Source organism: Actinomycetospora flava (assembly GCF_037400335.1).
Lineage (GTDB): Bacteria > Actinomycetota > Actinomycetes > Mycobacteriales > Pseudonocardiaceae > Actinomycetospora > Actinomycetospora flava.
The window spans coordinates 36,044-59,143 of record NZ_JBBEGM010000013.1; the positions used below are offsets into that span (position 1 = coordinate 36,044).

Annotated in this window: 24 protein-coding genes; 16 read left to right on the forward strand and 8 right to left on the reverse strand. The window is 74.9% G+C overall.

Annotated features, from left to right (window positions below; translation table 11 throughout):
- Nucleotides 1–201: 201 nt before the first annotated feature.
- The 4 genes from WCD58_RS26010 to WCD58_RS26025 are packed head-to-tail and all read left to right on the forward strand — an operon-like array spanning nt 202 to nt 4,739.
- Complete coding sequence (locus WCD58_RS26010; RefSeq protein ID WP_337706007.1) at nt 202–1,230, forward strand: 3-oxoacyl-ACP synthase III; 1,029 nt, start codon at nt 202–204, stop codon at nt 1,228–1,230.
- Nucleotides 1,227–2,129: an alpha/beta fold hydrolase gene (locus WCD58_RS26015; protein ID WP_337706008.1), complete on the forward strand. Its 903-nt coding sequence runs from the start codon at nt 1,227–1,229 to the stop codon at nt 2,127–2,129. Before WCD58_RS26010 ends, WCD58_RS26015 begins: the two co-directional genes overlap by 4 nt.
- A complete protein-coding gene (locus WCD58_RS26020; protein ID WP_337706009.1) occupies nt 2,122–3,750 on the forward strand; it encodes a fatty acid CoA ligase family protein in 1,629 nt (542 codons plus the stop codon). The genes WCD58_RS26015 and WCD58_RS26020 overlap by 8 nt, the downstream gene beginning before the upstream one ends.
- Nucleotides 3,747–4,739 carry an NAD-dependent epimerase/dehydratase family protein gene (locus WCD58_RS26025; RefSeq protein WP_337706010.1) on the forward strand — a complete coding sequence of 331 codons (993 nt, stop codon included), beginning with the start codon at nt 3,747–3,749 and terminating at the stop codon, nt 4,737–4,739. Before WCD58_RS26020 ends, WCD58_RS26025 begins: the two co-directional genes overlap by 4 nt.
- Here the strand turns inward: WCD58_RS26025 and WCD58_RS26030 are convergent.
- Nucleotides 4,736–5,584 (reverse strand): acyl-CoA thioesterase family protein, encoded by an 849-nt coding sequence (locus WCD58_RS26030; protein ID WP_337706011.1) that lies wholly within the window; start codon nt 5,582–5,584, stop codon nt 4,736–4,738. The two genes, WCD58_RS26025 and WCD58_RS26030, sit on opposite strands and share 4 nt — an antisense overlap.
- 89 nt (nt 5,585–5,673) lie before the next feature.
- On the opposite strand from WCD58_RS26030, the gene WCD58_RS26035 reads away from it, so the two are divergent.
- On the forward strand, nt 5,674–6,273 hold the full coding sequence (locus WCD58_RS26035) for a methyltransferase domain-containing protein (RefSeq protein WP_337706012.1): 600 nt from the start codon (nt 5,674–5,676) through the stop codon (nt 6,271–6,273).
- An 83-nt stretch (nt 6,274–6,356) separates the two neighbouring features.
- On the opposite strand, the gene WCD58_RS26040 is transcribed toward WCD58_RS26035, so the two are convergent.
- Nucleotides 6,357–7,154, reverse strand: a complete 798-nt coding sequence (locus WCD58_RS26040; RefSeq protein ID WP_337706013.1) for an MmyB family transcriptional regulator — start codon at nt 7,152–7,154, stop codon at nt 6,357–6,359.
- 113 nt (nt 7,155–7,267) lie between these two features.
- On the opposite strand from WCD58_RS26040, the gene WCD58_RS26045 reads away from it, so the two are divergent.
- Complete coding sequence (locus WCD58_RS26045; RefSeq protein WP_337706014.1) at nt 7,268–7,672, forward strand: hypothetical protein; 405 nt, start codon at nt 7,268–7,270, stop codon at nt 7,670–7,672.
- A gap of 75 nt (nt 7,673–7,747) precedes the next feature.
- On the opposite strand, the gene WCD58_RS26050 is transcribed toward WCD58_RS26045, so the two are convergent.
- On the reverse strand, nt 7,748–8,482 hold the full coding sequence (locus tag WCD58_RS26050; RefSeq protein ID WP_337706015.1) for a YqjF family protein: 735 nt from the start codon (nt 8,480–8,482) through the stop codon (nt 7,748–7,750).
- Nucleotides 8,483–8,574: 92 nt separating this feature from the next.
- Here WCD58_RS26050 and WCD58_RS26055 point away from each other — a divergent pair, with 92 nt between their 5' ends.
- Together WCD58_RS26055 and WCD58_RS26060 are read left to right on the forward strand one after the other, a co-directional pair.
- Entirely contained in the window at nt 8,575–9,234 is a 660-nt protein-coding gene (locus WCD58_RS26055) for a GOLPH3/VPS74 family protein (RefSeq protein WP_337706016.1), read from the forward strand.
- A gap of 68 nt (nt 9,235–9,302) precedes the next feature.
- Complete coding sequence (locus tag WCD58_RS26060) at nt 9,303–10,097, forward strand: DUF427 domain-containing protein (RefSeq protein ID WP_337706017.1); 795 nt, start codon at nt 9,303–9,305, stop codon at nt 10,095–10,097.
- Here the strand turns inward: WCD58_RS26060 and WCD58_RS26065 are convergent, their stop codons facing one another.
- From WCD58_RS26065 to WCD58_RS26080, 4 genes are all read right to left on the reverse strand, one after another.
- Nucleotides 10,098–10,649: a mycothiol transferase gene (locus WCD58_RS26065; protein WP_337706018.1), complete on the reverse strand. Its 552-nt coding sequence runs from the start codon at nt 10,647–10,649 to the stop codon at nt 10,098–10,100.
- Between the two features lie 86 nt (nt 10,650–10,735).
- Nucleotides 10,736–11,203, reverse strand: coding sequence for a MarR family transcriptional regulator (locus WCD58_RS26070; RefSeq protein ID WP_337706019.1), 468 nt, complete (start codon nt 11,201–11,203; stop codon nt 10,736–10,738).
- 67 nt (nt 11,204–11,270) lie between these two features.
- A complete protein-coding gene (gene coaA, locus WCD58_RS26075; RefSeq protein ID WP_337706020.1) occupies nt 11,271–12,203 on the reverse strand; it encodes a type I pantothenate kinase in 933 nt (310 codons plus the stop codon).
- Nucleotides 12,204–12,349: 146 nt separating this feature from the next.
- The gene (locus tag WCD58_RS26080) at nt 12,350–13,081 is read right to left on the reverse strand and encodes an SDR family oxidoreductase (RefSeq protein ID WP_337706021.1); all 732 of its coding nucleotides are present in this window, start codon (nt 13,079–13,081) and stop codon (nt 12,350–12,352) included.
- A 49-nt stretch (nt 13,082–13,130) separates the two neighbouring features.
- Between WCD58_RS26080 and WCD58_RS26085 the strand changes: the two genes are divergently transcribed.
- The 8 genes from WCD58_RS26085 (at nt 13,131) to WCD58_RS26120 (ending at nt 22,036) form a co-directional block, all read left to right on the forward strand.
- Entirely contained in the window at nt 13,131–13,595 is a 465-nt protein-coding gene (locus WCD58_RS26085) for a PPOX class F420-dependent oxidoreductase (protein WP_337706022.1), read from the forward strand.
- Between the two features lie 19 nt (nt 13,596–13,614).
- A complete protein-coding gene (locus WCD58_RS26090; protein WP_337706023.1) occupies nt 13,615–14,970 on the forward strand; it encodes a hemolysin family protein in 1,356 nt (451 codons plus the stop codon).
- Nucleotides 14,967–16,148 carry a hemolysin family protein gene (locus WCD58_RS26095; RefSeq protein WP_337706024.1) on the forward strand — a complete coding sequence of 394 codons (1,182 nt, stop codon included), beginning with the start codon at nt 14,967–14,969 and terminating at the stop codon, nt 16,146–16,148. Before WCD58_RS26090 ends, WCD58_RS26095 begins: the two co-directional genes overlap by 4 nt.
- A 47-nt stretch (nt 16,149–16,195) precedes the next feature.
- The gene (locus tag WCD58_RS26100) at nt 16,196–17,167 is read left to right on the forward strand and encodes an NAD(P)/FAD-dependent oxidoreductase (RefSeq protein WP_337706025.1); all 972 of its coding nucleotides are present in this window, start codon (nt 16,196–16,198) and stop codon (nt 17,165–17,167) included.
- Nucleotides 17,168–17,483: 316 nt separating this feature from the next.
- Nucleotides 17,484–18,257 carry a VldE C-terminal domain-containing protein gene (locus WCD58_RS26105; protein ID WP_337706026.1) on the forward strand — a complete coding sequence of 258 codons (774 nt, stop codon included), beginning with the start codon at nt 17,484–17,486 and terminating at the stop codon, nt 18,255–18,257.
- A 73-nt stretch (nt 18,258–18,330) separates the two neighbouring features.
- Nucleotides 18,331–19,731 carry an MFS transporter gene (locus WCD58_RS26110; RefSeq protein ID WP_337706027.1) on the forward strand — a complete coding sequence of 467 codons (1,401 nt, stop codon included), beginning with the start codon at nt 18,331–18,333 and terminating at the stop codon, nt 19,729–19,731.
- A gap of 62 nt (nt 19,732–19,793) precedes the next feature.
- On the forward strand, nt 19,794–21,239 hold the full coding sequence (locus WCD58_RS26115; RefSeq protein WP_444876329.1) for an APC family permease: 1,446 nt from the start codon (nt 19,794–19,796) through the stop codon (nt 21,237–21,239).
- On the forward strand, nt 21,236–22,036 hold the full coding sequence (locus WCD58_RS26120) for a universal stress protein (RefSeq protein ID WP_337706028.1): 801 nt from the start codon (nt 21,236–21,238) through the stop codon (nt 22,034–22,036). The genes WCD58_RS26115 and WCD58_RS26120 overlap by 4 nt, the downstream gene beginning before the upstream one ends.
- On the opposite strand, the gene WCD58_RS26125 is transcribed toward WCD58_RS26120, so the two are convergent.
- Nucleotides 22,008–22,976 carry an AraC-like ligand-binding domain-containing protein gene (locus WCD58_RS26125; RefSeq protein ID WP_337706029.1) on the reverse strand — a complete coding sequence of 323 codons (969 nt, stop codon included), beginning with the start codon at nt 22,974–22,976 and terminating at the stop codon, nt 22,008–22,010. The genes WCD58_RS26120 and WCD58_RS26125 overlap by 29 nt on opposite strands.
- Nucleotides 22,977–23,100 lie beyond the last annotated feature (124 nt).

Here is a 23,100-nt window from a genome sequence, read left to right on the forward strand (position 1 = left end):
ACGGCCGTACGATGCGGACGACGCGGAATCGCCCCCGCCGGGACGGCGAATGCAGGGCCATTCGGACGAGGAATCGCGTCGCCTTTCCTGTTACCCCGGTTCGCGTGATCGACGGTAGCACCTGTTCGCGAAGTATCTCGAACACCGTGTCCCGGGAAATGCGAATGGCGGAAATGCGCCCACGCCCGCATCGTCGTCACCATGAGAGCGGCACAGCGCTACGACCAGGTCGTGATCACCGGGCTGGCGCACCTCGACGCCCCGCACGTGGTCACCTCCCAGGGGCTCGAGGACCGGATCGGCGACACCCTCACCCGCCTGCGGATCACGCCCGGCCTGCTGGAGAAGCTCTCGGGCATCACCGAGCGCCGCGTCTGGGACGAGGGCACCGTGCCGAGCGAGGTCGCCGCGCGGGCCGGGGAGCTCGCCCTCGCCCGAAGCGGCATCGACCGCGACGCGATCGGCGCCCTGATCAACACCTCGGTGAGCCGCGACCACCTCGAACCGTCGACGGCGAGCATCGTCCACGGCCGGATGGAATTGTCGCCGGAGGCCGTGAACTTCGACCTCGGCAATGCGTGCCTCGGATTCCTCAACGGGATGAACCTGGTCGCGACGATGATCGAGCGCGGCGAGATCGACCACGGCCTCGTCGTCGCCGGCGAGACGAGCCGCTACGCGATGGAGTCGACGGTCGCGCGCCTGGCGGGCGAGGACGCCACGCGCACGATGTTCCACGAACAGTTCGCCACGCTGACCGTCGGCTCGGGCGCGGTCGCCATGGTCCTCTCGCGCGCCGACGGGCCGGGCGGGCACCGGTTCCTCGGCGGGCTCGGGCGCGCGAGCACCACCGGCAACGCCGACCTCTGCGTCGGGCAGGCCGACGAGATGCGCACCGACACCCGCGGGCTGCTCATGGCCGGGATGGAGCTCGCCGGGCGCACCTGGAAGGAGGCCGTCGACAGCTTCTCCTGGGACGCCGCGGGCTACGACGTCTACTGCCTGCACCAGGTCAGCAAGGTGCACACCCGCGCGGTCGCCGAGCAGCTCGCGCTCGACGAGGACCGCTTCCCGTCGCAGTACCCGCGGTTCGGCAACATCGGCCCGGCGGGGGTCCCGACGGTGCTGAGCAAGGCCGTCGAGGACGGCACGGTGACCGAGGGGTCGCGGGTCATGCTCATGGGCGTCGGCAGCGGCATCAACGCCGCCGCGGCGGAGGTGCGGTGGTGAGCGCGCCGACCTCGCTCACGGTGCCGGGCCACCCCGCGACGCCCCGGTCCGTCGAGATCGGCGGGCACCGGATGTCGTACGTCGACGAGGGGTCGGGCCCGCCCGTGCTGCTCGTCCACGGCAACCCGACCTGGTCGTTCTACTGGCGCTCGCTCCTGGCGGCGCTGCCCGCGGCCGGCATGCGGGCCATTGCGCCCGACCACATCGGCATGGGCCGCTCCGACAAGCCCGGCCCCGACGAGTACCCGCACACGCTGCAGCGGCGGGTCGACGACCTGTCGGCCTTCGTCGACTCCCTCGCGCTCGACGGGCCGATCTCGATGGTGGTGCACGACTGGGGCGGCCCCATCGGCCTGTCGTGGGCCGTGGAGCACCTCGAGCGCCTCGACCGCCTGGTCCTGCTCAACACCGGCGCGTTCCCGCTGCCCCGCGACCACCGGATCCCGTGGATGCTGCAGGCCGCGCGGCTGCCCGTCGTCGGGGACCTGGCCGTGCGCGGGCTCGGCGCGTTCTCCCGCGGGGCGCTCGTGCTGGGCACCGGGCAGCGGTGGCTGCCGCCCGAGGCCCGCCGCGGCCTGCTCGCCCCGTACGACACCCCGGCCCACCGGGTCGCCGTGCACGCCTTCGTGCAGGACATCCCGACGAGCCCCGCGGACCCCGCCCACCCCGTCCTCGCCCGCCTCGCCGAGCGTCTGCCGCGCCTCGACGCGGTCCCCACCCAGATCTGGTGGGGCATGAAGGACCCGGTGTTCGACGGGCGGATCCTCGACGAGCTGACGACGTACCTGCCGAGCGCCGAGGTGCACCGTCTCCCCGACGCGGGCCACTACGTGCTCGAGGACGCCGCCGAGCGGATCGTGCCGGGCGCCGCCGCCTTCCTGGCCGGCGACCGTGGCTGAGCCCGCCACCGCCGCCACCACCCTGGACGGGATGCTCGCCGCCCACGCCGCGAGCGACCCGCAGCAGCCCGCACTCGTGCTCCCCGGGCCGCTCGGCACCACCCGCACCACGGACTTCGGGACGCTGGCGCGACGGGTCGAGAGGGCCGCGGCGGGCCTGCTCGCCGCCGGGGTCGGGCCGGGCACCCGCGCCGCGCTGCTCGTGCCCCCGATCGCCGACTTCTTCGTGCTGGCCTACGCGCTGCTGCGGGTCCGCGCGGTGCCCGTCGTCGTCGACCCCGGCATCGGGGTGCGCCGCGTGCGCTCGTGTCTCGCGGAGGTCGCCCCCGAGGCGTTCGTCGGCGTCGCGAAGGCGCACCTCGCCCGCCGGGCCCTGCGCTGGTGCCCCGACGCGCGGATCACGGTGGCGGCGGGCGGGGTCCCGGTGCCGGGGGCGGTGTCGGTGCGCCGGCTGGAGCGGGAGGGTGCCCGCACCTCGGTCGCGGTGGCGCCGCCTCCGTCGCCCCCGCCCGGCACCCCGGCCGCCATCCTGTTCACCAGCGGGAGCACCGGGCCGCCCAAGGGCGTCGAGCACTCCCCCGACGCGCTGCTCGCCCAGGCCGGCCTGGTCCGCGACCTCTACGGGCTCGGGCCCGGCGACGTCAGCCTCGCCACCTTTCCGCCGTTCGCGCTCTTCGGCCCGGCGCTGGGGATGACCACGGTCGTCCCGCGGATGGACCCCACCCGCCCGGCGTCGGTGGTGCCGGCGCGCCTCGTGCGCGCGGCCCGACGCAGCGGCGCCACCGTCATGTTCGGCTCGCCCGCCGTGCTCGACCGGCTGGGTCGCGGCGCGCCGGCCGGCACGCGGCTGCCCGCCCTGCGCCGGGTGATCTCCGCGGGCGCACCGGTCCCCCGCGACACCCAGCGCCGCGTCCTCGACCTGCTCGGGCCCGACGCCGAGGTCCACACCCCCTACGGCGCGACCGAGGCCCTGCCCGTCACCACCATCGGCAGCCGCGAGCTGCTCGCCCTGCCCGACGACGGGATCTGCGTGGGGAGGCCGGTCCCCGGGGTCGACGTGGCCCTCGTGCGGATCGTCGACGGCCCGGCGGCGAGCGTGGCCGAGCTGGGCGAGGTCGCGCCGGGCGAGGTCGGCGAGGTCGTCGTCCGCGGCCCGGTGGTGCGGACCGGCTACGCCGAGCGCCCGGAGGCGACCGCTGCCGCCACCCTCGACTGGGACGGGGCGCCCGCACACCGGATGGGCGACCTCGCGTCGGCCGACACGCAGGGGCGGCTGTGGTTCGCCGGCCGCGTGGCGCACGTCGTGCACACCGCCGACGGGCCGCTCTACAGCGTCCCGTGCGAGGAGGTCGTCAACGCGCACCCCGCCGTGCGGCGCTGCGCGCTGGTCGGCGTCGGGCCGTCGGGGGCCCAGCGCCCGGTGCTCGTCGTCGAGATGCTGCGCCCGGCCCGGCTCGACGCGGCCCGGCGCGACGAGCTGCTCGCACTCGCCGCCGCGGACCCGCGCACCCGCACGATCCGCACGCTGCTCGAGCACCCGGGGCTCCCCGTCGACCCGCGGCACAACTCGAAGATCGACCGCCCGGCGCTGGCCGCCTGGGCCGCCGGGGAGCTCGCGTGAAGGCGCTGGTCACCGGCGGCGGCGGGTTCCTGGGCGGGGCGGTCGTCGCGGCCCTGCTCGCCCGCGGCGACACCGTCACCAGCCTCGCGCGCGGCGACTACCCGCACCTGCGCGCGCAGGGCGTGCACACCGTGCGCGGCGACCTCGCCGACCCCGCGGTCGCGCGGCGCGCCGTCGAGGGCGTCGACGTCGTCCTGCACGTTGCCGCGAAGGCCGGGATCGGCGGGCGCGCCGCGGACTTCCGCCGCAGCAACGTCAAGGGCACCCGCGTCCTGCTCGCGGCCTGCCGGGACGCCGGGGTCGGGCGCCTGGTGTTCACCAGCACGCCGAGCGTGGTGCACAGCGGCGGCGACCTCCACGGCGGCGACGAGTCGCTGCCCTACGCCACCTCGTTCGACTCTCCGTATCCCGAGACCAAGGCCGAGGCGGAACGGCTCGTCCTCGCCGCGAACGGCCCGGAGCTCGCGACGGTCGCGCTGCGCCCCCACCTGGTGTGGGGCCCCGGCGACACCCAGCTCGTGCCGCGCATCCTCGAGCGCGCCCGGTCGGGCCGGCTCCGGCTGGTCGGCGACGGGTCGTCGGTGATCGACACGACCTACGTCGACGACGCCGCGCAGGCGCACCTCGACGCCGCCGACCGCCTGGCCCCCGGCGCCGCGTGTGCCGGGCGCGCGTACTTCGTCACCTCGGGCGACCCCCGCCCGATCCGCGAGCTGATCGACGGGATCCTCGCGGCGGGCGGGCTGCCGCCGGTGTCCGGCACGGTGCCCCGGCCCGTCGCGGTCGCCGCGGGCGCGGCCGTCGAGGCGGTCTGGGGGCTGCTGGGCCGCACCGACGACCCGCCGATGACCCGCTTCCTCGCCCGCCAGCTCGCCACCGCGCACTGGTTCGACATCACCGCGGCGCGGCGCGACCTGGGCTTCGCGCCGCGCGTCAGCCTCGACGAGGGGTTCGTGCGGCTGGCGGCGGCGCTGCGGGCCGCGACCTAGGCCAGGGCGGCGCCGAAGCCGTCGGCGAGACCCACGCACCGCCCGCCGGCGAAGATGCCCGCGCGGTAGTGCAGGCCGTCCGGGGCGTCGTCGACCGACAGCGCGACGTCGTAGGTGCGCGGGTGCGCGACCTCGTCGACGTACTGCACCTCCCAGGCGCTCGGCGCGAGCTCCTCGGGCGGTCCGCCGTCGACCACGCCGAGCCGGCCCGCCTGCCAGGCCGCGACGGCGTCGGCGTACCAGGACAGGACCGCGACGTTGTTGACGTGGCGGTTGGTGTCGACGTCGCCGATGCGCGTCGTGACCGTATGCCCGTGGGAGTACTCGGCACGGTCGTGGCGGGACGCCTCCGGGCGCGGCGGGGCACCGCCGGGCTCGTCGATGACCAGCGCCGCCAGGTCCGCCCGCAGCTCGTCGGGCAGCGCGCACGGTCCGGACGCGGTGGCCAGCACGGTCACCGAGTCCGACACCGCCACGCACTGCTCGCCCGCGAACACGCCGTGCCCGTACGAGTACGAGGACCCGCCGACGCGCCGCACACCGGTGCCGATCCGGTACTCGCCGCCGAGGGTCATCGGCGTGAGCACGCGGATGCGCTGCGCCGCGAGCAGGATCCGGAAGGACCCGCCGCCGTCCTCGACGCGACGCCGGAAGCGGGGCAGCGCCGCCGCGACGCGCGCCTCCTCGAACCACCGGCCCAGCGCCACCGTCGTCACCCGGCCGTCGCCGCCGAGGTCGGCGTAGCGCGGGGTCATCGGGCGCAGGACGGGGAACGCGGCGGGGTCGTCGAGGCCGTCCTGGTCGAGCGTGGGTCCGGCGGACAGGACCGGGGCGTGGTCGGCCATACGGGCCATCGTCGGTGACGCCGCGCGGTGTGGCCCGCCGCCACCGCCCGGATCACATGTGACGGCCGCCCCCGGGATATCCGGGGCGCGTGACGGACTTCCCGCCCGGGTTCTTCGACCGCGCCGACGACGACGACACCCGCTTCTACGCCCCGCCGCGCCTGGTGCAGCACATCGACGACGGGGCGATCGCGGCCGTCGGCGCGTTCTACGACGAGATCGGCGTCGACGGCGACGTCCTCGACCTCATGAGCTCCTGGGTCTCGCACCTGCGCACCCGGCCGCGACACCTCACCGTGCTCGGGATGAACGCCGCCGAGCTCGACGCCAACCCGATGGCCGACGAGCGGGTGGTCCGCGACCTCAACGCCGACCCGTCGCTCCCTTTCGCCGACGCGTCCTTCGACACCGTCGTGTGCACCGTGTCGATCGACTACCTGATCCGGCCCGTGGCCGTGTGCGCCGACGTCGGGCGCGTGCTGCGGCCCGGCGGCACCTTCGCGCTGACCTTCTCGAACCGCTGCTTCCCCACCAAGGCGATCCGCGGCTGGCTGTCCGCCGACGACGGGCAGCGCGCCGCGATCGTCGCGACCTACCTCCGCGACGCGGGCACGTTCGACGAGCCGGTCGCACAGCGCCGGGCCTCCACCGACGACCCGGTGGTCGCGGTGCACGCCGTCCGCCGGTAACCGGGGGCCGGCGCGAGCGGCGCGGTGCGCATGATCGCCGGCTCGTGTCGCCTGCCGAGGGCACCGGTCGCGACGGAGCCGGCTCACCCCTGCGCGGCGAGCCGCTCCAGCGCCGCGCGGGTCTCGGCGTCGGCCGGGACGAACGACTCCAGCGACAGCTCGTCGAGCGTGACGTCCCAGGCCGCGCCGAAGTGCGTGATCGTCGAGTAGAGCCGCAGGTCCCCATCGGGGTGGGCGATGTGCAGCGGCAGCATGACGTGCGCGGCCCGGGCGGCGGCGCCGGTCGGGGCGGGCGGGGCGTAGCCCGCGAGCTCCTCGCGCAGGGCGAGCAGGCGCGGGTCGCCGGTGAGGTCGCTGAGGCGCTCCAGGCGGTGCAGGAGGTGCCCGGCCCACTCCGGGAGGTTGCGCACGTGGGGCGCGAGGCCGTCGGGGTGCAGGCTCAGGCGGTAGACGTTGACGGGCGGCTCGAGCAGGGCCGGGTCGAGCAGGGCCAGCAGCGCGCTGACGGCACGGTTGGCCATGACGACGTCGCCGCACCGGTCGACGACCAGGGCGGGGAACGGCTCGTGCCCGGTCAGCAGGTGCTCGAGCGCGCCCCGGACCGCGTCGAGGGCCTGGGCGTCGAGCCGCGACTCGCTGTACGTCGGGGCGAAGCCCGCCGCGAGCAGCAGCGTGTTGCGCTCGCGCAGCGGGACCTCCAGGTGCTCGCACAGGTCGACCAGCAGCTCGCGGCTGGCCCGCGCCCGGCCGGTCTCGACGAAGCTCAGGTGCCGGGTGGAGACGCCGACGTCGAGGGCGAGGTCCATCTGGCTGCGCCGGCGGCGGGTGCGCCAGCCGCGCAGCAGGTCGCCGGGGGCGGGCCGGAACTCGAGCGTCGTCACCGCGCCGACGCTAGGGCGCCCCGCGGCCCGCGGCCATGACCTACGAGGTCATCGACCCGCTTACCCGCCGCGCCGCAGGGTTCTCCTCGACAAGCCCGACCGAGGAGGACCCCATGAGCACCACGACCGCCACCACCACCGACACCCGGCGCTCCCTGCGCGGCGTCCTGCGCCTCGACGCCGCGGCGTCCGGCGCGCTGGGCGTCGCCGCGGCGGCCGGCGCGGGGGTGCTCGACACCCTGATCGGCCTCTCCACGCCGCTGCTGCTCGGCGTCGGCGTCTTCCTCGTCGTCTACGCCACGGGGCTCGTGCTGCTCGCGGGCCTGCGGGCGATCCCGCGCCTGCTGACGTGGGTCGTCGTGCTCGGCAACAGCGCCTGGGTGCTGATGAGCCTCGCGCTCGTCGTCGGCGCCTGGGACCAGCTGACCGTGCTCGGCGTGGTCGTCGTGATCGCCCAGGCCGCGGCGGTCGCGGTGTTCGCCGACCTCCAGTGGACCCAGGGTCTGCGCCGGCGGTGACGGCCCCGGACGTGGAGATCAGGAGCGTCCTGTCCACGTCGCGGGCACCGCCCGGGTGGATGAGGACGCCCGTGATCACCGACGACGGAGCCGCCGCAGACGCCGGGGCCGGGGGAACCCGAAGCGGACGGACACGCCGGGCGACCAGGCGACGTGGTCGGGCGGGCGCTGCGCGAGGCCCGGGAAGCCGGCCGCGGCGACGAGCGTGTCGTCGAGCTCGAGCAGGTCGGCGCGGTGCAGCGGCCAGGGCTCGTGGACGTTGGGGACGTACCAGTCGACGCCGAGGTGGCGCTCGTGGAGGCCCCAGCGGGCGGTGAGGAAGTCCTCGAGCGGGCCGGGTTCCCGTACACCCCGAGGACGGATCCGCACCCGGCTCCGATGCGGCCGGCGGGTGACGTAGGTGCGCCCGCCGGCCTCGTCGCCGACCTGCATCGACGCCCACCGGTACGGCAGCCCGAACGCGGCCCGCGCGCCCGCCACGACCGCGAGCCGGGAGGCGTCGAGGCTGCGGAACACGATGCCGCGGACCCCGCGCTCGTCGACGGTGTAGAGCCGCACGTTGGTCTCGGCGAACGTCCCCAGCCACGGCACCGCGGGCCCGCGCAGCACCCCGGCGCCGACCATCCGGAACGGCACCAGACCCACGTAGGTCACGCCGTCGTGCACGTCCGGGCGCACCCCGGGCGGGAGCAGCGGCGCCACGAGCGCCGGGTCGACCGCCCAGTGCAGGAAGGCGACGTCGAGCCAGCGCTGCGTCATCATCGTCGGCCCCCGGTAGCCCGGGGCCTCGCGCGTCACGGGCTCGCTCACGCCCCGGTCGTCCCCCGTGCGGAGGGCCACCACACACGATCTCCGCCACGAGGAGGAGGCGACAAGGGGCCCGGCCCCGCCACCATGACGTCATGCGCACCGCCGAGGACCTGGCCCTGCTCCTGCACGACCCCGAGTCCGGCGCGCCCCTCGTCGACTCGTCGTCGCTGCCCCGGGCGCTCGCCGGGGCCGTCGTCCTGCAGCTCGTGCTCGACGACCGCGCCCGCCTCGAGGACCGGCGGTGGAACACCCATCTGGTGATCGGCGACCGCGGCACCACCGGCGACCACGTGCTCGACCTCGCCCTCGAGCGCCTCCCCGCGGACCCGACCCCGAAGGCCGCGATCGAGAAGCTGCAGAGCCGGATCAAGGACCCGCTGATGGCCGGCCTGGTGCACGACGGGTCCGTGCGGCTCGAGGAGCGCACGTTCCTCGGCATCCCGCGTTCCCCGCTCTACCCCGCCGTCGACCGTCGCCGCCGGGACGCCGTCGCCGCGCGGATGCGGTCGGTCCTCGTCGACGGCGTGGCGCCGGGCGCCGACGACGCCGCGCTCGTCGCCCTGCTGCGCGCGGTGAAGGCGGAGCACAAGGTGGTCCCCGAGGGACAGGTCCCGAAGCGCGCGCTGCGCGACCGCAGCAAGGTGATCGCCGAGGGCGAGTGGGCCGGCGAGGCGGTGCGCAAGGCGATCGCCGACCTCTACGCCGCGGTCGCCGTCGCGGCCGGGGCGGGCGCCGCCGCGTCGGGCGGCTGAACCGGGAACAACGGCCGTCGGCGGCGGGGTTGCACCGCACAGGTGCATCCCCAGCCCAGGAGGTCGTCGTGGCCCTGACCATGTTCGGTGGCCCGTTGTCGCGCAAGGTGCCGGAGACCCGGACGTTCACCGTCGAGGGTCCCGCCCACTCGCTGCTGCTCGAGCCGTTCACGCGGCGCGTGCGCGCGGAGGTCGACGGGGTGACCGTGCTCGACACGACCCGCGGCGCGCTGCTGTTCGAGACCGGGCTGCCGCCGCAGCTCTACGTGCCCGAGGAGGACCTGCGGACCGACCTCCTCGAGCCCAGCGACACCACCACCCACTGCCCCTTCAAGGGCGACGCGACCTACCGCTCGCTGCGGGTGGGCGACCGCGTCGTGCCCGACGCCGTCTGGGCCTACCCCGACCCGATCCCGGAGTCGTCGTGGCTCGCGGGACTCGCGGTGCTGGCGCCGGAGGCGGCGGACCGCTGGTTCGACGAGGACGACGAGGTCATCGGGCGCCTGCCCGACCCGTACCACCGCGTCAGCCTGCGCCACACCAGCCGCCACGTCACCGTCACGACGGCCGACGGGGTGTCCGTGGCCGACGCGAAGGGCGGGATCCTGCTGGGCGAGACCGGCCTGGTCGACCGCCTCTACATCCCGCGCGAGTCCGTCTCGGCGACGCTCGAGCCCTCCGAGAAGCGCACGGTGTGCCCGTACAAGGGCTACGCGACCTACTACTCGGTGCGCCTGCCCGACGGGCGGCTCATCCCCGACGCCGCGTGGTCGTACGAGACGCCGACCGACGAGTCGCGCGCCATCGAGGACCTGGTCTGCTTCGCGCACGACGACCTGACGGTGACCGCCGAGCCGGTGTGATCAGACCGGCTCGTCGTCCTGGGGCTCCGGGTGGGCGCCGGTCAGCGCGGCCGCCGCGTCGCGCAGCACCTGCGCCTGCCCGGCGTACCGGGCGGTCTCGGTGACGAGGTGCAGCAGGATCCAGCGCAGCTCGATGTGCCCGCGCCGGTCGTCCCGGACCGCGTCGTCGAGGGACTCGGCGCCCGCGAGCGCGTCACGCCCCTTCTCGCACACCTCGAGGTAGCTGCCGACCACGTCGTCCGGGCTCTCGACGTCCGCCAGCCGGAACCCGGGCACGTCCTCGTCGACGTAGCTGGGCACGTGGCGCCCGCCGCGACCGCCCCAGCGCTCGACGAGCCACGTGCGCTCGAGCTCGGTGAGGTGCTTGACGATCGCGAGCAGGCTGGGCCCGTCGTCGTCGGGCACGCGCCGGCGCAGCGTCTCCTCGTCCAGCCCGTCGAGGGCGTGCACGACGAGCGCGCGGAAGTAGTCGAGCCAGCCCTCGAGGGCCTCACGCTCGTCGGCCACCTCGGGCGGGGACGGGCGGCGTTGCAGGGGGGCCTGGAACAGCACCGGCTCTCCCGGAGTCGATTCGCTCACACCTGACACACCGTCCGTCGTCAGCCGAGCGCGGAACGTTACACCGCGCGGGGGATCCGCTACTCCTCCACGAGGACCTCGAGCGCCGGCAGCGCCGCCTCGAGGGCCGCCCGCTGCTCCGGATCGAGACGGTCGAGCCGCTGGGCGAGCGACGCCGTGCGCTCCGTGCGGATGCGCCGTATCGCGGCGTGGCCCTCCTCGGACAGGTGGATCAGCGCGGAGCGCGCGTCCTGCGGGTCGGGCGTGCGGATCAGCAGGCCCGCCTCGTCGAGGGCGGCGAGCACCCGGCTCATCGTGGGCGGGGTGACCGCCTCACGGCGCGCCAGCTCCGAGAGGCGCAACGGGGCGTGGTCCTCGAGCGTGGCGAGCACCGACGTCTGCAGCGGCGGCAGGGCGGCCGCGGAGTCGACCCGGATGCGGCGGTTCAGCCGGCCGACGGCCAGTCGCAGGCGCGACGGCAGGTCGGCGTCCGACGCTGCGGACCCGCTCGAGGGCCCGGCCTGTGTCCCGGCGGCGGAAGTGGACATACCTCATCGTCCCACGGCAGGGAGACCCAGCGGAGCGTAGCTCGACCATCGACACGAGCCGGAGCGGTCACAGCTTGCGCAGGCGGATGCGTCGGACCGAGTGGTCGCCGCCCTTGGTGAGCACCAGCCCGGCCCGGGAGCGCGTCGGCGCGATGTTCTCCCGCAGGTTCGGGCCGTTGATCTCGTCCCACAGCCGCGCGGCCTGCGCCCGGGCGGCCGCCTCGTCCATCTCCGCGTAGCGGCGGAAGTACGACGCCGGGTCCCGGAAGGCCGTCTCGCGCAGGGCCAGGAAGCGCTCGACGTACCAGCGCCGGACGTCGGCGGGGTGGGCGTCGACGTAGATGGAGAAGTCGATGAGGTCGGAGACGGCCAGCGCGCTCGCCCGCTCGCCGGTCTGCGGTGCCGGCTGGAGCACGTTGAGGCCCTCGAGCACGAGGATGTCGGGGCGCGACACGATGCGCTGCTCGTCGAGGACGTCGTAGACGAGGTGCGAGTACATCGGGACGGGCACCTCGGGCTTGCCCGCCTTGATGTCCGCGACGAAGCGCAGCAGGGCGCGCCGGTCGTAGGACTCCGGGAAGCCCTTGCGGCGCATGAGGCCGCGGCGCTCCAGCTCGGCGTTGGGGTGCAGGAAGCCGTCGGTGGTCACCAGGGCGACGTCGGGATGGTCGTCCCAGCGGGCCAGCAGCAGGCGCAGCAGCCGCGCGGTCGTCGACTTGCCCACCGACACCGACCCGGCGATGCCGATGACGAACGGCGTCGCCTCCTCGTCCTGGCGCAGGAACGTCCGGTAGGCGTCCAGCAGCCCGGCGTTCGCGCGGACGTGCAGGTCCAGCAGGCGCGAGACGGGCAGGTAGACGTCGCGGACCTCGTCGAGGTCGACGGGGTCGCCGAGCGAGCGCAGCTCCTCGAGCTCCTCGGCCGTCAGCGGCACCGCGCTGGTGTCGCGCAGCTGCGCCCAGGACCCGCGGTCGAAGTCGACGAACGGGCTTCCGCTCACGAACCCGGCTCCCCTGTCGGCGTGCTCCCCTTCTGGCTCCGCGGGTGGCTACTCATTCCCGCCCTCCGTGCACATGGCGCGACATTGTCGTCGTGGGCCACGGGTTCCCCGCCACCGCCTGCGGCGCAGGTCACCGATCGGGGTGCTCACTCCCGCTGCTGGGCGGTCGGGACGAGCGCGTACTCCACCACGCACACCTCGGGCGGGAGGCCGAGCACGTGCACGACGGCGGCCGCGACGTGCTCGGGCGTGAGGCCCAGCCCGTGCATCCGCTCGCGGAAGGCCGCGACGTCCTCGCGCCCGGCCTCGTCGCCGGCCATCAGGTCGGTGGCGACGAAGCCCGGCGCGACGGTGGTGACGCGCACGCCGCGGGCGCCGGCCTCGCGGCGCAGCGTCTCGTCGACGGCGTGCGCGGCGTGCTTGCTCGCCGCGTAGACCCCGCCCGCGGCCGACGGGACGCGCCGGCCCGACATCGACGAGATCGTCACCCAGCTCGCGCCGTCGCCGAGGTGCGGCAGCGCGGCGCGGGCCGTGGCGAGCAGGCCGTGCACGTTGACGTCGAACATCTCGCGCCACCGCTCCGGGTCCGTCTCCCCCACCGCGCCCAGGTGCATCGTCCCGGCGGCGGCCACCACGGCGTCGACGCCGCCGAGGCCCGAGGCGAGCTCGTCGACCGCCCGGGTGACCGAGGCCGCATCGGTGACGTCGGCGACGGCCGCCCGCCCGCCGACCTCCCCGGCCAGCGCGGACAGCCGGTCCGCGCGCCGGGCCAGCAGCCCGACCCGCGCCCCGGTCTGGGCCGCCGCCCGCACCACCGCGGCCCCGATGCCCGAGGACGCACCCGTCACCACCACACGCCGACCGTCGAGCGCTCCCACGGTGATCACCGTAAGGGGCGGCCCCGGGTCCGCGACTACGCTCGTCGCCATGGTGAACGTGGCGACCAACGACCGCGTGGGACGCGAGGAGCTCGACGCGTTCCTGCGGACGCGGCACAAGGCGATCGTGGTGACCCGGCGCTCCGACGGCGGCGACCAGACCTCGCCCGTCACGCTCGGCATCGACGCCGACGGGCGCCTGCTCGTGTCCACCTACCCCGAGCGCGCCAAGGTCACGAACATCCGCCGCGACCCGCGGGTGGCGATGTGCGTGCTCTCCGACGACTTCGACGGCCCCTGGGTGCACGTCGAGGGCACCGCCGAGGTCCTCGACCTCCCCGACGCGCTCGAGCCGCTGGTCGAGTACTTCCGCTCGATCTCCGGGGAGCACTCCGACTGGGACGAGTACCGCGAGGCGATGACGCGTCAGGGCAAGTCGCTGATCCGCCTGTCGGTGGAACGCTGGGGGCCGATCGCCACCGGCGGCTTCCCGGCCCGGTTGGCGACGGGCTGAGGCGGGGACTCGAACGACCGTGGACGTCCTGCTGTCGGTGCTCGGCCTCGTCGGGTTCGTCGCCGTCACCTTCGGCACCGCGATCTTCGTGGCGGCCGAGTTCTCCCTGACCAGCCTCGAGCGCAGCCAGATCGACAACCACGTCGCCGAGGTCGGCGACCGCCGGTCGAAGATCGTCCAGCGCGCGCACCGCAACCTCTCGTTCGAGCTCTCCGGCGCCCAGCTGGGCATCACGATCACCACGCTGATCACCGGTTACCTCTCCGAGCCCGCGATCGCGACACTGATCTCCCCGCTGCTCGAGGACCTCGGCCTGCCCGCGGGCGCGGCCGGCGGCACCGCGGCGATCATCGCGCTGATCGTCGCCACGGCGCTGTCGATGACCTTCGGCGAGCTGGTGCCGAAGAACCTCGCGATCGCCCGCCCCATGGGCACCGCCCGGATGGTGGCGGGCATCCAGGCCGGCTTCTCGCGGGTGTTCTCGTACTTCATCGGCGGGCTCAACGGCTCGGCCAACTGGATCGTGCGACGCCTCGGCGTCGAGCCCGCCGAGGAGCTGCGCTCGGCGCGCTCGCCGCAGGAGCTCGGCTCGCTGGTGGCCACGAGCGCCCAGCAGGGCACGCTCGACGAGGGCACCGCCGAGGTGATGGCCCGCTCGCTGCGGGTCGGCGAGCGCCGCGCCGACGAGCTGATGACACCGCGCGTGCGGGTCGAGTCGCTGTCCCAGGACGACACCGTCGACGACCTGCTCGCCGCCACCGTGCGCACCGGGTTCTCGCGGTTCCCCGTGGTCGACCGGGACCTCGACGACATCCGCGGCGTCGTCCACGTCAAGCAGGCGTTCTCCGAGCCGCGCGCCAAGCGCCCGACCACCAAGCTGCGCAACCTCATGCGCACGGCGACGACCGTGCCCGACTCCCTCGACGGCGACGAGCTGCTCGACCGCCTGCGCGGCGCCGGGCTGCAGATGGCCCTGGTGGTCGACGAGTACGGCGGCACCGCGGGCATCGTCACCCTCGAGGACCTCGTCGAGGAGATCGTCGGCGACGTCCGCGACGAGCACGACCGGGGGGAGGCCGCGCGGGTGCGCGACGAGGGCGAGGACGCCTGGATCGTCTCGGGGATGCTGCGCCCGGACGAGCTCGCCGACGCCGTCGGCTGGTCGTTCCCCGAGAGCGAGGTCTACGAGACGCTCGCGGGCTACATCGTCGCGGAGCTGCAGCGCCTGGCCAACGTCGGCGACGCCGTCACCTGCGACGAGTGGCAGCTGATCGTCACCCGCGTGGATCACCGGCGGGTCGCCGAGGTCCGGGTGGTGCGGCCGCCCCGGGTGCCGGCCGCCGTGACGACCGACGGGGTGGAGGCGCCGGCATGAGCGACACCGTCGCGCTGCTCCTGATGATCGCGCTGCTGTTCGCCAACGCGTTCTTCGTCGGCGCCGAGTTCTCCCTGATCACCGCGCGCCGCGACCGCCTCGAGGCCCTGCAGGCCGAGGGCGTGTCCGGCGCGGCCACGGTGCTGCGGGCCTCCGAGCACCTCTCGATGATGCTGGCGGCCGCCCAGCTGGGCATCACGATCTGCTCGCTGGCCCTCGGTTCGCTCGGCGAGCCCGCGGTGGCCCACCAGCTCGAGCGCGTGCTCGAACCGGTCGGCGTCCCGTCCGTGCTCATCCACCCGATCGCCTTCGTGGTCGCCCTGACGATCGTGACGATCCTGCACATCGTCATCGGCGAGATGGTGCCCAAGAACATCGCCATCGCCGGGCCGGAGCGGACCTCGCTGTGGCTGGTGCCGGCGCTGGTGGCGTTCCTCAAGGTCACGCGGCCGATCATCACGGTGCTGAACTGGTGCGCGAACCACGTGCTGCGGCTGTTCGGCGTCACGCCCGTCGACGAGCGGGAGGCGGCGTACACGCCGCAGGAGATCGCCGAGATGCTGTCGGAATCCCGGCGCGAGGGGCTGCTGGACGCCTCGCAGACCCGCCGCCTGACCCAGGCCCTGAGCTCCGCCGAGCGCACCGTCGCGGACGTGTCGATCCCCCTGGACCGGGTCACCGTGCTCCCGCCGAACCCGACGGTCGGCGCGGTCGAGGAGGCCGTCGCCCGCACCGGGTTCTCCCGGTTCCCGGTGCAGGCCCCCCAGGCGCCCGACGCCCACCCGCGCCTCGACACCCGCCCGCTCGAGGCCGGCACGACACCCATCGGCCCGTCGCACGGCGACGGCACCGCCGAGCACGCCCCGGTGGTGGCGCTCGACGGGTACCTGCACGTCAAGGACGTCCTCGACCTGGGCGACGGGGACGGCGACGGCCAGTCCGACGACGAGGCCGCCGACCGCCCGGTGCCCGCCGAGCGGGTGCGCGCGCTGCCCGAGCTGGCGCTGTCGGCGCCGGTCGACGAGGCCCTCGCGGCCCTGCGCCGGGAGGGCTCGCACCTCGCCCGGGCCGTCGACGACCACGGCACGACGGTCGGGCTGGTCGCGCTCGAGGACCTCGTCGAGGAGTACGTCGGCACGGTCCGCGACAGCACGCACGTGACGCGGTCGCGGGCGTGAGCGCGCCGGCGGGAGACGGAGCGCAGCGGAGCTCGACCATCGATGCCGTGCGTTCCGACGTCCTGGTGGTCGGCGGGGGCATCAGCGGCATCGCCTGCGCCCGCGCGCTGGGCGCGGCGGGGGTGCGCGCCCGGGTGCTCGAGCGCTCGCACCGCGTCGGCGGGCGGATGGCGAGCCGGCCGCTCCCCGAAGGTGCCGATCATGTCGTCGACCTCGGCGCCGCCTACTTCACCGTGCGCGACGACGAGTTCGCCGCGGTGGTCGACGACTGGCAGCGGCGCGGGCTCGCCCGCCCGTGGACCGACACGCTCGCCAGCCGCGACGAGGACGGCTCGTGGTCGTCGCGCCAGGGCCCGCAGCGCTGGTGCGCGCCCGGCGGGCTGCGCTCGCTGGTGGCCGACCTCGCTGACGACATCCCAGGGGGCGTCACCGTCAGCACCGGCCGCACCGTCACCACCGTCGAGCCGGGCCCGGCGGTCGACGGCGCCCCCGCCCTCGCCGCCGTGCTCGCCATGCCCGACCCGCAGGCCGCGCGCCTGCTCCACCCCGCGCTGCGGGCCGCGGCGCTCGTCGCCGACCGGGAGTGGCAGCCGGTGATCTCCGTGGCGCTCGGCTACGGGCACCGCGGCTGGGACCCCTTGCCCGCCGCTTTCGTCAACGGCCACCCGGACCTCGACCTGATCGCCGACGACGGCGACCGGCGCGGCGACGGCGCCCCGGTGCTCGTCGCGCACACCACCGCCGAGCGCGCCCGCCGCCACCTCGACGACCCCGACGGCGCGGTCGCCCCGGTGGTCGCCGCCGTCACCGAGCTGCTCGGCCTGGACGACGCGCCCGCCTGGACCCACGCCCACCGGTGGTCGTACGCGAGCCCGGCGCAGCCGCGCGACGAGGAGTTCGTGCTCACCGACGACCTCGTCGGCCTCTGCGGCGACGCCTGGGGCAGCCCGAAGGTCGAGACGGCCTGGCGCTCCGGGACGCTGCTCGGCCGGGCCATCGCGACCCGCGTGGTCTGCTGAGGACCGATCGTCGCGCCCCGTGACCTGGTCGTGACCGTCGACCGCGCCGGACGACCCGCCCGCCGTCACGCAGGCAACCCGACCTGATCTCGCCGTCCGGTTCGTCTACTGTCGCTCACGGAACGGTTACGAGAAGGTCACGGCTCCCCCAACAGTGATCTTCTCGCCCAGCACCACCCCGAACCGGCGACCACCGACCCCGACGGTGCCGCCACGCCGTTCCGTGACCGGAAGGCAGCACGTGACACGGCAACGCTCCCCCTGGGGCCGTGACGCGCACGCAGCATCGCGCGAGCCCCGCACCGTCCCGTTCGTCATGCCGGAAGGCGCCGTCCGCGGCGGCTCCCGGCACCGCTCCAACGGACGCTCCGCGATCCGGCACGGCGCGGTGGCGGCGGGTCTGACCGGCAGCGCGCTGGCCCTCGTCGGGCCGGCCGTCATCGCCCTGCCCGACACCACCGACGACGCGGCCACCACCCTGGAGCTCTCCGCCCAGGGCGCGGCGCTCGCGGACACGTCGAGCGCGTCCGGTCCCGCCGCCGCGGTCTCGCCGGTCAGCGGCCCCGGCACGAGCGCCGCGTCGGCGGACCTCATCAAGGCCACCGAGCGCGGCCGCGCCGCCGCCGCGGAGACCGCGCGGCAGGCCGAGGCGCGCGCGGCCGAGCAGCAGCGCGCGCAGCAGGCCGCCGCCGAGCAGGAGCGCACCGCATCGGTGACGAACTGCGGCGCGTCGGGCTCGTACGGCGGTGTGGCCGACTCCGTGCAGGAGGTCGGCAACGCGATGGAGTGCGTCTTCCCCGGTCACGACGTCCTCGGTGTCGGCAGCCGCGGCAACGCGTCCGACCACCCCAGCGGCTACGCGCTCGACTTCATGACCACCAGCGGCGACGCGATCGCGGACTGCGTCATGGACAACGCGAGCGACCTCGGCGTCGAGTACGTCATCTGGAACCAGCGGATCAACACCGGGTCCGGCTGGGAGAAGATGGAGGACCGCGGCGGCGCCACGGCCAACCACGAGGACCACGTGCACATCTCGTTCGAGCGCGGAGGATCGCCGGACGTCACGGCGCTGCGCAGCTGCGGCTGACCACCCGGCTGACCACGCACTGAACAGTCCCCGGGACTTCACACGGACCTGACTCACCTGGTCCACTGAACGGATGTCGACGGAGACGAGCGGATCAAGCACGGACGGTGACGTCGGTCGGCGGACGCTGCGCAAGGTCGCCTGGCGCCTGATGCCCCTGCTCGGGCTGCTCTACTTCGTCAACTACCTGGACCGCGTCAACATCGGCTTCGCCGGGCCCAACGGCATGAACTCCGAGCTGGGCCTCACGGCGACGGTGTTCGGGCTGGCCTCGGGCATCTTCTTCATCGGCTACCTGCTGCTCGAGGTGCCCAGCAACCTCGCGCTGCACCGCTTCGGGGCGCGCCGGTGGATCACCCGGATCCTCGTGTCCTGGGGGATCGTCGCGACGGCCATGGCGTTCACCCCGAACGCCACCGTGCTGATCATCCTGCGGTTCCTGCTCGGCGTCGCCGAGGCCGGGTTCTTCCCCGGGATCATCCTGTACCTGACCTTCTGGTTCCCGGCCGAGTACCGGGCGCGCGCCGTCGGCTGGTTCATGGTCGCGGTGCCGATCTCGACCGCCGTCGGATCGACGGTCAGCGCGCTGATCATCTCCGCGGGTGACGGCCTGTTCGGGCTCTCGGGCTGGCGGGTCATGTTCCTGTTCGAGGGCATCCCGGCGATCCTGCTCGGCATCGTCACGCTGTTCGCGCTCACCGACCGCCCCGAGCAGGCGCGCTGGCTCGCCGAGGACGAGCGCGGCTGGCTGCGCCGCCGCCTCGACGCGGAGGCCGAGGAGGTCGAGGCGGGGTCGGGCGGCCACTGGACGCTGCGGCGCGCCCTCACCGCCCCGCGCATCCTCGCGCTCGCCTTCGTCTACTTCGGGGTCACCTACGGCCTCTACGCGCTCGGCTTCTTCCTGCCGACCATCGTCTCGGGCTTCGAGCAGCAGTACGGCACCAAGCTCGACACCATCGAGAAGGGCCTGGTCACCTCCGTCCCCTACGCCGTCGCGGCGATCGGCATGGTGGTCTGGAGCCGGGCGGCCGACCGCGCGGCCGCCCGCCGAACCGGCGGCTTCCTGACCGGCGAGCAGGGCCGGCGCTGGTGGCTCGCGCTGCCGATGATCCTCGGCGGGATCGCCATCCCCATCGCGCTCTACCTGCAGGATCCGTACTCGGCGATCGCCGCGGTCACCGTCTGCGCCGTCGGCACGTGCGCGGCCCTGCCGACGTTCTGGCCGCTGCCCTCGCAGTTCCTCACCGGGGCGGCCGCGGCCGGCGGCATCGCGCTGATCAACTCCCTGGGCAACATCTCCGGGTTCGCCGCCCCGTACGTCACCGGCGGGCTCGCGGACCTCACCGGCAGCCAGCGCGCGGGCCTCTGGGTGGTCGGCGTCGTGACGGTCGTGGCGGCGGTCGTCGCGCTGTCGGTCGGGCGCCGGACGAGTCGTGACGCGTCGCGCGAGTCGGTGAGCGGGACCACGGGCTAGAGTCCGATCACCCGCTCGAGGTCGACGGGTCACACGCGCAGCACACACCTCGAGGGGGACCCGTGCCCGGAGCCGACCGCACCGCCTTCCTGCGGCGCAAACCGGTCACCGCGATGGCCGCCGAGACCGGCGCCGACGCCGGCCGCGAGGGCGGCGAGCTCAAGCGGTCGATGGGCCTCGGTCAGCTCGCCGCCATCGGCATCGGCTCCACGGTCGGCACCGGCATCTTCTTCGTGCTCTCCGAGGCCACCCCGGAGGCCGGGCCCGCCGTGGTCCTGTCCTTCGTCATCGCCGCGATCACCGCGGGCCTCACCGCGCTCTGCTACGCCGAACTGGCCTCGGCGGTGCCGGTGTCCGGCTCGTCGTACTCGTACGCCTACGCCACCCTCGGCGAGGGCGCGGCCATGGCCGTCGCGGCGTGCCTGATCCTCGAGTACCTCGTGTCCTCGGCGGCCGTGGCGGTCGGCTGGTCGGAGTACCTCAACGCCCTGCTCGAGGCCACGGTCGGCCTCCGGTTCCCCGACGCGCTGTCGGGCGCGCCCGGCGCGGGCGGGGCGTTCAACCTGCCGGCCGTGATCCTCGTCGTGCTCTGCACGCTGCTGCTCATCCGCGGCGTCAGCGAGTCCGCCACCGTCAACGCCGTCATGGTCGTCATCAAGCTCGGCGTCCTGCTGCTGTTCGTCGGCATCGCGTTCACGGCCTTCAGCACCGACAACTTCGCGGAGTTCACCCCGCTCGGGTTCAGCGGCGTCGGCGCGGCGGCGGGCACGGTGTTCTTCTCGTTCATCGGCCTCGACGCGGTGTCGACGGCCGGCGAGGAGGTCCGCGATCCGCGGCGCACCCTGCCGCGCGCCCTCATGCTCGCGCTCGTCACCGTCACCGCGATCTACCTGCTGGTCGCCGTGTCGGCGGTCGGCGCCCAGCCGTGGCAGGAGTTCGAGGGCCAGGAGGCGGGCCTCGCCGCGATCATGGGCGAGGTCACCGGGTCCGCCTGGCCGGGCATCGTCGTCGCGGCGGGCGCCGTCATCTCGATCTTCAGTGTCACGCTGGTGACGATGTACGCGCAGTCGCGCATCCTGTTCTCGATGAGCCGCGACGGCATGCTCCCGCCCCTGCTCTCGCGGGTGAACCCGCGCACGCTGACCCCGGTGCCCACCACGATCATCGTCGGCGTCGCCGTGGCGATCCTCGCGGGGCTGATCCCGCTCGACGTCCTCGCCGACCTGGTCAGCGTGGGCACGCTGGTGGCGTTCTCGGTGGTCTCGGTCGGCGTGATGGTCCTGCGCCGCACCGCCCCGGACCTGCCGCGCGGGTTCAAGGTGCCGGGCTACCCGGTGACGCCGATCCTCTCGATCGCCGCCTGCGTCTACCTCATCAGCGGTCTGCAGTGGATCACGCTGATCGTGTTCGTGCTCTGGCTCGGCGTCGCGCTGGTGTTCTGGGGGTTCTACGGCGCCCGCCACTCGCGGCTGGCCGCCGCGACGACCGATGAGGAGGCCTCGTCGTGACCGTGCTGGTCGGCCGTGTGCCCGGCAGCGACCCGGGGCCCGGCGCGCTCGTGCTCGGCACCCGCCTGGCCCGCGCGCTCGGGGGCCCGCTGGTGGTGTGCACGGTGGCCTCCCCCGGCGACGCGGACGCCCACGCGGACGCCGCTCCGGTCGTGGACGGCGTCGACGTCGAGACGATCGTCGTCGAGGACCGCTCGGTCCCCGGCGGACTCGCCCGCGCGGCGCACGCCCAGCACGCGTCCGTGATCGTGCTCGGCGACGCCCCGCCCGGCCCGGGCTCGGTCGGCGCGCGCCTCGCGCGGTCCGCCGACGTCCCCGTGGCGCTCGCCGGGGACCGCGCGGTCCACGACGGCCCGATCACGCGGGTGACCTGCGCGTTCGGCGGCGGCCGGCACGCCCCGCGGGTCCTCGCCACGGCCGTCGACCTCGCCCGCCGCACCGGGGCATCGGTGCGGGTCGCGTCGTTCGGGCCCCAGCGCGGGCCCACCGTGCCCCCCGAGGCGGGCCTGCACGCCGAGGAGATCGTCGTCGAGCAGTGGCGCGACCAGATGCTCGCCGCGCAGCGGGCGGCCCTCGCCGAGCTCGGTGTCACCGACGCCGAGACCGTGGCCGCCGCCGAGGCGAGCGTCGAGGAGGCGGTGGAGAGCATCGGCTGGGACGACGGCGAGATCCTCGTCGTCGGCGCCAACGCGGCCGGCGCGGCCACCCGCGTCCTGCTCGGCGACCCGGGCGGCGCGATCGTCCGCGGCGCCCCGGTGCCGGTCGTCCTCACGCCGGGGACGACGACCCTGGCGTAGACGCCTCCGCCGCTGCGCGCCGTTCCCGCGGCGTCATCCCGAAGGCGTCCTTGAACCTCCGCGAGAAGTGCGCGGCGTCGCGGAAGCCCCACTCGTGGGCCACGGTGGCGATCGCCTTGTGGCGCGCGCCGGGCCGTCCCAGCTCGTCGTGGGCGGCCTCGAGCCGGCGGGAGATGATCGTCTGCTCGAGGGAACCGCCGGCGCGGGCGAACAGCGCGAAGAGCCGGCGGCGCGAGATGTTGTGAACGGCCGCGATCTCGTCGGCGCCGAGGTCGGGGTCGCGCAGGCGCTGCCGGACGTACTCGTGGATCTGCGCGAGCAGGGTCTCGTGGTGCACGGTCCGGGCCTGCCGGTTCCCGTGGGTCGACGTGAGCAGGGCGCGGACGAGGTCGATGCTCGCCGCCCCGATCGCCGCGGCCTGTTCGCCGGCCTCGAGCCGGTCGGCGGCGTCGAACAGGTCGACGACGTGACGGCTGACCAGCGCCGCGAGCGGGCTGGCGTCGAGGCGCGGCGCGGCCTCCCGCACGACCTCCGGCGGGAGCGCCAGCGCCTCGACCGGCACCTGGAGCGCCCGCGACGCCCCCGACGTCGCCCACGAGAAGGCGAAGGGCGCGGTGAGGTCGACCAGCATCAGCCGCCCCGGCGCGACGGCCTGCTGGTGGCCGAACTGCTCGTGGCGCGCGGTGCTGCGCTCCTGGACCGCCAGCGCCACGATCGGCGCCTCGTCCCGGCGGGCTCGGCGCACGTCGCGGGACATCGCCATCCCCGACGACTCGCTGCGGAACAGCGGGAGCCGGCCGAGCTGCCAGAGGTCCATGCGCGCGTACAGGTCGTCGTGCGGTGCGAGCGTGACGGTGGCGGCGCTCGTCTCGGCCATCAGCGTCGTGACGAGCTCGGCGCGCTCGGCGGCCGGGGCGTCCCGGGAGTCGAGCACCAGCATGGTGACTCAGCGTAGACGCGATCAGGGTCGATCCCAAGGCATCGCCCGCATCGTGAGCCCAGAACCGTGCACTGTCGGGCAACTCCGGCGCCGACGGTCTACCTACCGTGATCACCACTGTAGG